Here is a 13,523-nt window from a genome sequence, read left to right as displayed (position 1 = left end):
TGTTGGTTTCGATTGAAAATGGCATCGCGACCATTAGCCCAACGGCAGACTGGAACGGCTCAGAAGCGCTGACCTTTACTGCTACCGATCCAAGCGGCGAGAGTGTCAGCCAAACGGTGAACTTCACGGTAGCCCCTGTGGCGGACATCGTGGCAGATAAAGCGACGGTTGTGGAAGACACACCAACCATCATTAAGGTTTTAGGTAACGACACGTTCGAAGGCGACGACAAAGTGGTGTCGATCGATACCAATAACGGTCCAGCTAACGGTACGGTCTCAGTCAACCCGGACGGCAGCGTGACCTACACGCCGAACGACAACTACCACGGTACAGACAGCTTCACCTACATCGTCACGTCCGGTGGGGTATCGGAGTCCACCACGGTGAACGTCGATGTCACGCCAGTGAACGATGCGCCAGTGGCGACCAATGACACGGCGATTACTGACGAAGACACGCCAGTCACGATTGATGTCCTACCAAACGATACTGACATCGATGGCGATACGCTGTCTATCCAATCAGCGTCTGTGCCGAGTGACCAAGGTAAAGTCGAAATTATTGATGGAAAACTGGTCTTCACACCGGCTGAGAACTTCCATGGCGATGCTGAAATCACTTACACCGTTACCGATGGTTCACTGACTGACCAAGCGACGGTCAACGTCACCGTGAATGCGGTGAACGACGCGCCTGTGGTTGAAAGCAACCTCGCAGACCAAGCCTTGGCGGAAGACTTTACGCCATACAGCATCGATCTGAATACGGCCTTCAGCGATGTGGATAACGTGGATGGTGAGTTAACGTTTAGTGTCTCTGGCAACAGCAACATTCAAGTGGCGATCGTCAATGGCATTGCTACGTTCACTCCAACCGCAGACTGGAATGGCTCAGAAACCCTAACCTTTACCGCCACCGATCCAAGCGGTGAAAGCGTCAGCCAAACGGTGAACTTCACAGTTGCGCCTGTGGCGGACGTCGTGGCAGACAACGCGACGGTTGTGGAAGACACGCCGACCATCATTAAGGTCTTAGGTAACGATACGTTCGAAGGCGACGACAAAGTGGTGTCGCTAGATACCAATAACGGACCAGCTAACGGAACGGTCTCGGTCAACCCGGATGGCAGCGTAACCTACACGCCAAACGACAACTTCCACGGCACAGACAGCTTCACCTACATCGTCACCTCAGGTGGGGTATCAGAGTCCACCACGGTGAACGTTGATGTGACGCCAGTGAACGATGCGCCAGTGGCAAAAGATGACGCGGCAACAACACAAGAAGATACCGCTGTCACGATTGATGTTCTGCCAAACGACACCGATATTGATGGCGATAAGCTGTCGATTGACTCGGCATCTGTGCCGAGTGACCAAGGGACAGTTGAGATTGTTGACGGCAAGTTGGTCTTCATACCGGCCGAGAACTTCAATGGTGACGCCGAAATTACTTACACCGTCACCGATGGTGCACTGACAGACCAAGCGACGGTCAACGTCACCGTGAATGCGGTGAACGACACGCCTGTGGTTGAAAGCAACCTCGCAGACCAAACCTTGGCGGAAGATTTCACCCCATACAGCATCGATCTAAATACCGCTTTCAGCGATGTGGATAATGTTGATGGCGAGCTGAGCTTCAGCGTTTCTGGTAATAGCAACATTCAAGTGGCGATCGTCAATGGCATTGCTACGTTCACTCCAACCGCAGACTGGAATGGCTCAGAACCCCTAACCTTTACCGCCACCGATCCAAGCGGTGAAAGCGTTAGCCAAACGGTGAACTTCACAGTGGCGCCTGTGGCAGATATTGAATCTGACCGCGCGACGGTTGTGGAAGACACACCAACCATCATCAAGGTTTTAGGTAACGACACGTTCGAAGGCGACGACAAAGTGGTGTCGCTCGATACCAACAACGGTCCAGCTAACGGCACGGTCTCGGTCAACCCGGACGGCAGCGTGACCTACACGCCGAATGACAACTACCACGGGGCTGACAGCTTCACCTACATCGTTACGTCGGGTGGGGTATCGGAATTCACCACGGTGAACGTCGATGTCACACCAGTGAATGATGCGCCAGTGGCGACCAATGACAATGCCGTTACTGACGAAGACACGCCAGTGACGATTGATGTCCTGCCAAACGACACCGATATTGATGGCGATACGCTGTCTATCCAATCGGCGTCTGTGCCGAGTGACCAAGGGACAGTCGAGATTGTTGACGGCAAGTTGGTGTTCACACCGGCTGAGAACTTCCATGGTGACGCTGAAATCACTTACACCGTGACCGATGGTGCACTGACTGACCAAGCGACGGTCAACGTCACCGTGAATGCGGTGAACGACACGCCTGTGGTAGAAAGCAACATTGCAGACCAAACCTTGGCGGAAGATTTCACCCCATACAGCATCGATCTAAATACCGCTTTCAGCGATGTGGATAATGTTGATGGCGAGCTGAGCTTCAGCGTTTCTGGTAATAGCAACATTCAAGTGGCGATCGTCAATGGCATTGCTACGTTCACTCCAACCGCAGACTGGAATGGCTCAGAAACCCTAACCTTTACCGCTACCGATCCAAGCGATGAAAGCGTCAGCCAAACGGTGAACTTCATAGTATCGCCAGTGGCGGACATCGTGGCAGACAACGCGACGGTTGTGGAAGACACACCAACCATCATCAAGGTTTTAGGTAACGACACGTTCGAAGGCGACGACAAAGTGGTGTCGCTGGATACCAATAACGGTCCAGCCAACGGCACGGTCTCGGTCAACCCGGACGGCAGCGTGACCTACACGCCGAATGACAACTACCACGGGGCTGACAGCTTCACCTACATCGTTACCTCGGGTGGGGTATCGGAGTCCACCACGGTGAACGTCGATGTCACACCAGTCAATGACGCGCCAGTGGCAAAAGGTGATACCGCTGTCACTGACGAAGACACGCCAGTGACGATTGATGTCCTGCCAAACGACACCGACATCGACGGCGATACGTTAAGCATTGATTCGGCGTCTGTGCCGAGTGACCAAGGTAAAGTCGAAATTATTGATGGAAAACTGGTCTTCACACCGGCTGAGAACTTCCATGGCGATGCTGAAATCACTTACACCATCACCGATGGTGCACTGACTGACCAAGCGACGGTCAACGTCACCGTGAATGCGGTGAACGACACGCCTGTGGTTGAAAGCAACATTGCAGACCAAACCTTGGCGGAAGACTTTACGCCATACAGCATCGATCTGAATACGGCCTTCAGTGATGTGGATAACGCCGATGGTGAGTTAACGTTTAGCGTCTCAGGCAACAGTAATGTCAATGTCTCAATAGAAAATGGCATCGCGACCATTAGCCCAACGGCAGACTGGAACGGCTCAGAAGCGTTAACCTTTACCGCCACCGATCCAAGCGGTGAAAGCGTCAGCCAAACGGTAAACTTTATGGTTGCGCCTGTGGCAGATATTGAATCTGACCGCGCGACGGTTGTGGAAGACACGTCGACCATCATTAACGTCCTAGGTAACGACACGTTTGAAGGCGACGACAAAGTGGTGTCGCTGGATACCAATAACGGCCCAGCCAACGGCACGGTCTCGGTCAACCCGGACGGCAGCGTCACTTACACGCCAAACGACAACTACCACGGTACAGACAGCTTCACCTACATCGTTACCTCCGGTGGGGTATCGGAGTCCACCACGGTGAACGTCGATGTCACACCAGTCAATGACGCGCCAGTGGCAACCAATGACACGGCAACAACACAAGAAGATACCGCTGTCACGATTGATGTCCTGCCAAACGATACTGACATCGATGGTGATACATTACGTATTGACTCGGCGTCTGTGCCGAGTGACCAAGGGACAGTCGAGATTGTTGACGGCAAACTGGTCTTCACACCAGCTGAGAACTTCCATGGTGACGCCGAAATCTCTTACACCGTGACCGATGGTTCGCTGACTGACCAAGCGACGGTCAACGTCACCGTGAATGCGGTGAACGACACGCCTGTGGTTGAAAGCAACATTGCAGACCAAACCTTGGCGGAAGACTTTACGCCATACAGCATCGATCTGAATACGGCCTTCAGTGATGTGGATAACGTGGATGGCGATCTGAGCTTCAGCGTTTCTGGCAACAGCAACATTCAAGTGGCGATCGTCAATGGCATTGCTACGTTCACTCCAACGGCGGACTGGAACGGCTCAGAAGCGTTGACCTTTACCGCCACCGATCCAAGCGGTGAAAGCGTTAGCCAAACGGTGAACTTCACAGTTGCGCCTGTGGCAGATATTGAATCTGACCGCGCGACGGTTGTGGAAGACACGCCAACCATCATTAAGGTTTTAGGTAACGACACGTTCGAAGGCGACGACCAAGTGGTGTCGCTGGATACCAATAACGGCCCAGCCAACGGCACGGTCTCGGTCAACCCGGACGGCAGCGTCACTTACACGCCAAACGACAACTACCACGGGGCAGACAGCTTCACCTACATCGTCACCTCCGGTGGGGTATCGGAGTCCACCACGGTGAACGTCGATGTCACACCAGTCAATGACAAGCCTGACAGTGAGGACTTTACGCATGTGACTGACAAGCCTGTGACGCAAGTTGTATTTGATACTGATACGAAACCTTTAGGTGATGGCGACTCTCAGGATCATATAGCGGATATTGAAGATGACTTAAATGGCAACGATTTGCATGTGCGGATTACTGAACTGCCAACCTCAGGTACGTTGTTCTTTAAAGATAGTGATGGTGAGTTGCACGAAATTAAAGAAGTAAGCGATACGCTTTATGACAAAGACAGCCTTTACTATGAAGCTGATAATGTGGGTTTCTTATTAGGTATCAAGGATCGCCCAGATACACCAAATAGTTCCGAGTCTACAACAGATTTCAATAATTGGGGATTAAGTGAGGATGGTGGTTCATCACATTCCCGTACTGAGCATTTAGCAAATGGAGCTTCTATCACCATTTCTTCTGATAGCGGTGAGCTTGCGCAGTACAACCGCCAGGTGTCACACATCGGCAATGGTATCGCTGACAATGATGGGCAGGGTATTGAGAAAGGTGAAACGATTACGATCGATTTGTCTAATAATCCTGTGGGCAGCGTAAACCTTGGCTTAGATGGATTAGGTGGATTGTTTGATTACGGTGATGACAACGCAGCACTTATTACGGTTACATACTTAGATTCAAATAATGTCCAACAGACTCAAACGTTCGAGTTTTTGAAGCCTGAAGGCAACTTCATGCTATTCCAAGAAACAAGCGTTGGTTATGGGAAAGATCTAGCTCTTCCTGAAGGTTCGGTCATTACTCAGTTAGATTTTTCTACGAAAAATGAAGGTAACTGGGAGTTACGTTATGTAGAAGGTGTTCCTGCCGAAGACAGCTTTGGATATGTGGCAGTCGACTCTGAAAATGGCGTTAGCGATCCATCTACAGTCAATATCGTTAACGAAATGTTAGATGGTAATATTGCGGAAAACGGGCCAAGTCTGTCTGTGATCGGTGATAGTGTGACCGAGGGTGACAATATCACGTTCTCGGTTGTTTTAGATGAAGTCACCAGCACTGCTGTTAAGTACCAAGTTGATATGCTTGCTCAAGGTTCTTCAGTTGATAAGAATGACGTAAATCTATCGAATGCAACCTACACAAATGGTGTTGTTTTCTTAGGTGGTTACTTGATTGTCCCAGCAGGTATAAGTAGCTTCGAAATATCGATTCCGACTATTGATGACTTGGTTGTGGAAAGCAGCGAAACGATCGTTCTTGAGCTCGGAGGTGAAACGGGGACGGCAACAGTTCTTGATAATGATAGTACAGAACTTCGCGTAATAGATGCTGGCGATGTAATTGAAGGAACTGACGCAATATTTACCGTTTTACTCTCTAACCCTGTTCAAGAGGCCGTTGTCGTCAATCTGAAGTCAACAACAAATGATAGCTATACTGCGGAAGATGTTGATCTAGGCACTATGGTAGTGACCTATGTGGATACTCATGGTCAAACTCAAACATTAGATATAGCGCCTAATGGAGACGTTACTATACCTCCAGGTGTCGCTGAAATTAAAGTCGCAGTCCCGACCAAACTAGATAATGTCCATGAAGGTGATGAGAGCTTTGGTCTGACGGTTACGGAAATCGGTAGTGTCACCAGTAATGGTATTGCAACTGGTAACGCAAATATTGTGGATTCTGATTCTGCACCTTTAGTTAGTATTAGTGCCGATCAAAACAGCGTAAATGAAGGTGAAACGGCAGGCTTTACGCTGACACTTGATAAAGTTGCAGATGAGAGTGTTACGGTTCATGTCGAATATAGTGGCGTGGCCCAAGATGGAAAAGATTTTGTTGGCGTTCTGAGTGTTGAAGTTCCTGCGGGTCAATCTTCAGCTGCTCTTGACTTACTGACGGTCACCGATGGTATTTATGAGGGCGCAGAATCTTTCACAGTAACCATTAAAGAGGTGGATGGTGCTGATGCGAGCATTGCTTCAAATAACAGCGCAAGTGTTGTGATCGTTGATGCCCAAAGTGCCCCGAAAGTGACTATTAGCTCAGATCAATCCTCAGTTGATGAAGGTAGTGATGCAAAATTTATCGTCAACATTGACCAAAAAGCAGATGAAGATGTACTGGTAACATTCACAATCGGCGGGAATGTTGATGACAAAGATTATATTGCTCCAAGTACGTACACAGTCACGATTCCAGCGGGTAAAACGTCGGCGCCGATTGATATAAAAACTCTCGATGATGGTATTTACGAAGAGCTTGAAAACCTAACCGTGACTCTAATTGATACGGTTGGTGCAGATTCGACGCTTGCAAGTGACTCGAATGAAGCAACAGTCTCTATTATAGATGCTCAGCACGCTCCAGAGTTCATTTCTGGCGGCGATAGTGCTGGTGACAAACCAAATGATGATGTTTACGACTTCGGGTCAGTTAACGAAAACACTGTGAGTGGGGCCGTTATCGGTACGGTCGTTGCTGAAGATCACGATAATGACGTGCTTGTATACCGCTTTGCAGATGGCTCGAGCACTAATGGTATTTTTGATATCGACCCGACAAGCGGAGAGATTTCATTGAACAAGACAATCGATGATGTTGACTTGGGCGATTATACGCTTCAGGTTGAGGTTATCGATGAAACTGGCGGGATTGATACTGCCGAGGTAAATGTTTCTCTGGTAAATGTGAATGATGCTCCTGAATCTTCGCCTTCAGTGGTTGAGATGAATGAAGATACTCAAGTGATGCTTGATTGGTCATCATTCGGTATTAGCGATGTGGACTCTGATGTATCAGATCTCTCCGTCCAAATTACAACGCTTCCTAGCGATGGATCATTAGAGTACAGAGATTCGCAAGGCGATTGGCAGTCTGTACAAATCGATCAAGTCCTCGATAAATCGCTTTTTGAGGAAAACGGTGTTCGTTTTGTACCTGAATTAAATGAATCAGGCAGTGACAGCTTCGGCGGAAATCAAGTCGGAGATCAGGAATCTAGTTACGCTCAAATTGGTTTTAAACCGACAGATGGGCAGAGCTCTGGTCAAGAGTCGACACTGACAATAGACGTGAACCCTGTAGCTGACAAACCGAACTTAATTGCAGTGACGCCATTAAACTCATTGCCTCAACAAGAGTTTAACGTTACGACATGGAGTAATGTTCAAGTTGGTTCTAGTGATGGTATGGGGGTCAATGGAGAGACTCTAATCTCAGCGATCAACGCTCTTAATGAAGCCGATGGTACTCGATTGAGTTGGGCAAATGTAGAAAATTTAGGTACTAATGCGACCTTAGCAAATGAGGCCGTTCTAGTTACATCTCTTGTTTATCTGGAAGCTGGTTCGAGTTACGACTTTGTTGGGCAAGCAGATGATAGCCTTGCTATCAAGTTGGGTGGTACGTTACTTGATCAAGCTCGTTGGGGGAGCGACAGTGGTGATATTAAGGGTGCTAGCTTTACCCCTTCGGTATCTGGCTTTTATCCAATTGAAATTTATCACCATAACCAAAGTGGTCCGGGTAACTTTAATGTGGATGTATCCATTAATGGACAAGCGCCTGTCAATCTGAGCAATAGTAGTCTTTACGTAGTTAGTGATGAAAGTGCGCTAGAAGCAACTGATATCAGAACGTCTGAACTACAAGAAGTTAATGGTGTTGCGTTTTACGAAACATACCAGCTGAACGAAGGGTTACAAGATACAGCGATACCGCTCTCTGAAATTAAAGCAAGCTTAAATGATACAGATGGCTCTGAATCACTTAAAGTCACGCTAACTGGCTTACCTGTAGGTGCGATCCTTTCAGATGGAAATAGTTCTATTACTGTCGCAACTATTGATGAAGAACTGGACGTGACAAGTTGGGCATTAGATGCACTTACTGTGACTCCACCTGCGGGCTCCCATGATGACTTCACTATCAATTTGACTGCAACGAGTACAGAACGCGCGAATGGTGATTCAGCAGACTCTCACTTGGCTATAAACGTTGTTGTGTATGAGAACTTGCCTACGAAAACGTTAAGTGATTTGGGCGAAACCATAGAAGACAATACTCTACAAGGGAATGTATTGCTTAATGACTCTGACGGCGACAATATTCTGATGGTAGATCATCTTACTATCGACGGTGCTGATTACGAGGTAGGCGAAAGTGTTTCTTTGACTAGTGGTACGTTACTAGTAAACCGAGATGGTAGTTACATATTTGAACCTGCTGAGCATTGGTCAGGTGACGTTCCATTAATTAGCTATACCACAAATACTGGCGTAACAAATACACTTGATATCAATGTTGTTGCTATCGCAGATGCACCTACGATCACGATCAATGTTGGCGACTTAGTTAAACGAGATGCTATTGATCCAAACCACCACTTAGCTACATCGGCAATAAATAATACCAATACCGAAAATGAGGCTGTCGCAGCCAACCTTGGGTTGGATAATGCAGTACCTAAAATTAATACACACGCTGGTGTTGTGTTGGGAGTCAATACTGACTTAAGTGACACCGACAGCTTGTTTGTTGGGACAGATTTTAACGATGTATTCTATGGTGGCGGTGGCGATGACGTATTTGTTGGCGGTGGTAACAATGATACGTTTTATGGTGATGACGCGACCAGTCTTACTCTGCATGATGGTAAAGATACAGTCTACTTAACAGGGAACTTTGATGACTACAAAATGACCTTCAAAGACGATCATGGCGGTAAAGTTCCATATTGGATTTTATTAGATAGTCGTTCTATCGATTCGGTAAACGATCATACAGGTAGTGATGACCGAGGTGATCATTTATATGAAATTGAACGCGTTATTTTTGCAGACAAAATTGTTGATTTGAAACCTGATGGCACTTATGAAGTGCTTCAAGATCGCTGGATTTCGGTCGATGTGGATGTTGACCTAGTTGATGTCGATGGAAGTGAGGATTTAGCGCAGACTGCTCTTGTACAAGATCTACCAGACGGTGTTGACGTGTATGTTGATGGGCTCGCAATTAAGCAAGATTCAAATGGAGATTACCCTGTCACTCTTGGTACAGATGGTAAGCTTTCCCTGGATATCAGAGTGCCATTCGATTATGAAGGCAGCTTAGAGTTCCCGCTAAGCGTTACTGCTACGTCTGTTGAAGGATCAAATAATGACGCAGCTTCAACAACTGAATCCGTTGAGCTTACAGCTCGTGACTATGTGTTGGAGTCGGGATCACATGGGAATGATCAGATAACGGGTAGTGACGATCACGATATTATTGTTGGTGATGTTCAAGGATTGGAGATCATTGCAGGTCAGGACTACAACATCGCATTTGTTCTGGATACTTCAGGGAGCATGGGTAACTGGGTAGGAACTGCGAAGCAAGAAGTGCTAGACGTGTTTGATGAGCTGTTAAGTGCGGTAAATCAAGGAGAGAAGCCAGGGACAGTGAATATTCACCTTAGTGAATTTGCTTCAAGTGCATCAGCGGTGATTTCTGTTGACTTGAGTTCTCTTACAGCAAGAAAAGAGTTTGTAGAAGAGTTGAATCGTGTAATTGATGATGAGGGTTCTGGCGGCACAAACTATGAGGCGGGCTTACAGTCGGCCGTTGAATGGTTCAGCAGTCAACCTAACCCTAATGGCCAAAATATCACGTACTTTGTTACGGATGGTCAACCAAATAGAGCAACATACCTCTATGGTGTAGCACCGAGTGAATTCTCGAAAGTGATTTTGGACGTCGATAATTCTGGCAAGCTTGTTACCCTGCAAGATATTGCGAGTAAAAACAATTACTCATACGGACAAACAGTTACCTACAAAGGTGATGTCGTTATAGATAGTTACGGTAAGGTTTATTCACCGCTAACAGGAAGAATCCTTGGCGATATCGACAGATATTATGGTTCTATCCGTTATTACGATGAAGGGAATAGCTCGACACAAGCTCAACACATGTATCAAGTACTAGCGGCATTGTCCTCTATAGAAGCGATAGGTCTTGGGAGTGGCGTTGATGAACATACACTCAAGCAGTATGACACTGATGGTGTGGTAGAGTCAGATATTGATGTTACTAAGCTTGCTGAAACGATATTGGGTCAAGATGTACCTCTCAAACAAGGTTCAGACACTATTCAAGGAGGCGAAGGTAACGATATCTTGTTAGGTGACTTAATTGAGTTTGGTGGTAATGAACAAGGCTTAAGTGCGATTCAATCACATGTGGCGCAGCAAACGGGTCTGGATGTGTCTACCGTTGACGGCGAAGATATACATGAGTACGTTAGAAATAACTTGGAAGAATTCAACCAAACTCACCAAGGAGATAAATCGGATAATTTATATGGCGGCGCTGGTGATGATTTACTATTTGGTCATGGTGGCAACGACATACTCGTTGGCGGTGAAGGGGATGATATTCTGATTGGTGGTTTAGGTAGTGATACTTTAACAGGGTCTGAAGGGGCCGACATCTTTAAGTGGAGTGAAGTCACTAACGATGTTGATACCGTCACTGACTTCAATAAAGATGAAGACACTCTAGACTTCTCTGATCTCTTTGATGACTTATCTAAAGATGAAATTGGAGAGCTTCTTAATGATCTTCAATCAGGTGATCATACTGGTGATGTCGGAGAGTATCACGTAGAAGTAGCACCAGATGGTAGCTCTGAGACAAACCTGAGTATTACAAAAGGTAGCTCGACATTAGACATCCATTTTGACGGTGCAAGTGTTGATGATGTGACTCAAAGCTTGATTGCAAGTTTAGAGGCGCAATACAAAGATATGTAGTGGCGTTACCATTTAGGTAAAATTGAAAATCAAAAAAGGTCTAGCAATTTGCTAGACCTTTTATTTTTACGTTCTGTTTATGGTTGTGTTAGCTTTTTGGAAGTGTAGTGAAAACGGTCCATTCTTTCTTAACTTCACCCTTGTGACCAATCACTGTTGCGGTTACTCGACGGTTTAGCGCGTGACTCACTTGGTCGGTTCCTTGTGTTGCAAGCACTGTGTCTCCATAGCCCACAATGGTAACTCTATCCCCACTAATACCATTCGTCATGAGTTCTTTTCTAACGTTCTCAGCCCGGCGCTTGGATAAGTCGAGATTGTGTTCTGCAGTACCAGTGCGACTAGCATAGCCCTGAATCTCGATAGACGTATTTGGGTACTCTTTCAAGAAATCGGACAGCTCACGAATTTGTTGCGTAAAGATAGGGTTTATAACATCGGAATCGTTCGCAAATAGGACTCGAATTTGCATTTCTTGTGAGGAGTCTACATACGAGCCGCAACCATCGTTATCTATCTCGGCACCTAAAGGGGTACCCGGACACAAATCGCGCTCGTTAATAACACCGTCTGAGTCATCATCTATATGATCAGCCCACTGATCGGCAATTGGCGTATCGATGTAATCATACTCATCGCCTTTATCGGATGAACTGCATGCCGAAATCATCAATGAGAGTGCAATAAGAGTTATGTGTTTCATAATTAATACTCCACTTCTTCTAGCCATTCTTTAGGCATTTCGACCCTTAATGCACTCAACAGTTGACCTGTTGCGTTCATCACTCGATATTTGGCGTACTGCTCTGCGTATTTAGAATCTAAGTAGTCTTTACGCGCCTCAAAGAGCTCGTTTTCAGTGTTCAATAGATCAAGCAGTGTCCGTTTACCGATGCGATATTGCTTCTCGTAAGCAATTACTGTCTCAGACGCAGAGTCAACATGATCTGACAGAAACTCTTTTTGTTGTAATGTTAAATCAAGCGCACTCCAAGAAAGTCTTAACCCTTCTTCAACATTGCGATAGGCACCTTCACGCAAGTCTTTTGCTTTATTTAGCTGGTAGGCGAAGTTTTCTGAGTTCGCTGCATCACTGCCGCCATTAAACAGGTTGTAGCGTAGACGCAGCATGGCAAGTGTCTCATCACTGCGACCTTTTAAACCATCAGCGTCGTCACGCCATGTTTGCGAAGCTTCAATGGAAATGGTTGGGTAGTTAACACCTTTAGACTGTTTGTATTGAAACTTAGCCGAGTCTACGTCTGCGAGCGCCACTTGAATAACGGGATGCAGTTCAAATGCCAAGCCTACCGCTTCATCAACTGTGTACGGAATAAAGTTTTGGTCCGCTCTCGGAAAGATTAGCCCTTGCGGTGTTTGACCGACTAAACGAGTGAACATCGTGTGAGAGTCATACAGGTTATTTTGAGCAGCGGCTAAGTTGCCGTGTGCTTTTGCCAAACGTGCTTCTACTTGCGTTAAGTCAGCGGTAGAGCCGATACCCGAGTTGACTCGTTTTTTAATGTCATCGTAGATATCTTTGTGAACAGCCAGGTTGTTTTCAGACAGCTTGAGTATTTCGTAAGCTTTTACAGCGTCTAGATACACTTTGGTGACTTCAAGTGCTTTATCCGATGCGTCGGCCAAAAGTTGAAATCTTACTGATTCAGCATCCGCTGCAGTTCGGTCGATATCATTAAGAGTCGCACTGCCGTCCCAGATAAGTTGGGTTAGTGTCACCGATGCTTCTTTTCGAGTGTAATCTGTATCTCCACGTCCCACCTCGTCAGAAGGGTCTAATCCTTCATACCCAATACCCGCATCTAGATCAATAGAGGGCAAGTAAGCACCCGAAGATGCTTCATTTACGTATTTTCGGCTCGTAAATTCATTAAATGCACTCTTAATGTCAGGGTTGTTTTTTAACGTCAATGCCACGGCTTGCTCTAAAGTTTGACCGAAAACGGGTATAGACACCATTAAACTACAGCAGCAAGCAATATTTAGTCGGTTCCATTTCACGGTATTTCTCCTAAAAATTCGTGTTGCTTTTTGCTATTTCATCTCATAACTGAGACGAAACATCATAAATAACAGTGCTTGAGTAAGGGATTTATCAACCTACTGTTAAAACAAAGCTTTTGTTTCAAAAATCCAAGATTT

The 13,523-nt window shown here is 46.5% G+C and carries 3 protein-coding genes; 1 reads left to right on the top strand and 2 read right to left on the bottom strand.

Translation table 11 applies throughout. From position 1 onward, the window contains the following. Positions 1-116: 116 nt before the first annotated feature. Positions 117-11,360, top strand: coding sequence for a tandem-95 repeat protein (locus tag L3V37_RS22000; RefSeq protein WP_346014766.1), 11,244 nt, complete (start codon positions 117-119; stop codon positions 11,358-11,360). Positions 11,361-11,448: 88 nt separating this feature from the next. Here L3V37_RS22000 and L3V37_RS21990 read toward each other — a convergent pair whose 3' ends face one another. Both L3V37_RS21990 and L3V37_RS21985 read right to left on the bottom strand, forming a co-directional pair. After that, a complete protein-coding gene (locus L3V37_RS21990; protein WP_031781371.1) occupies positions 11,449-12,063 on the bottom strand; it encodes an OmpA family protein in 615 nt (204 codons plus the stop codon). A 2-nt stretch (positions 12,064-12,065) separates the two neighbouring features. Then, positions 12,066-13,382: a TolC family outer membrane protein gene (locus L3V37_RS21985; protein WP_005389970.1), complete on the bottom strand. Its 1,317-nt coding sequence runs from the start codon at positions 13,380-13,382 to the stop codon at positions 12,066-12,068. Positions 13,383-13,523 lie beyond the last annotated feature (141 nt).

This window comes from Vibrio sp. D54 (assembly GCF_021728075.1).
Lineage (GTDB): Bacteria > Pseudomonadota > Gammaproteobacteria > Enterobacterales > Vibrionaceae > Vibrio > Vibrio alginolyticus.
This window is presented reverse-complemented; position numbering and strand designations above follow the sequence as displayed.

Excerpts from the sequence above, each read along its gene's own strand:
- L3V37_RS21990 (WP_031781371.1), bottom strand. The coding sequence starts at position 12,063 with ATGAAACACATAACTCTTATTGCACTCTCATTGATGATTTCGGCATGC.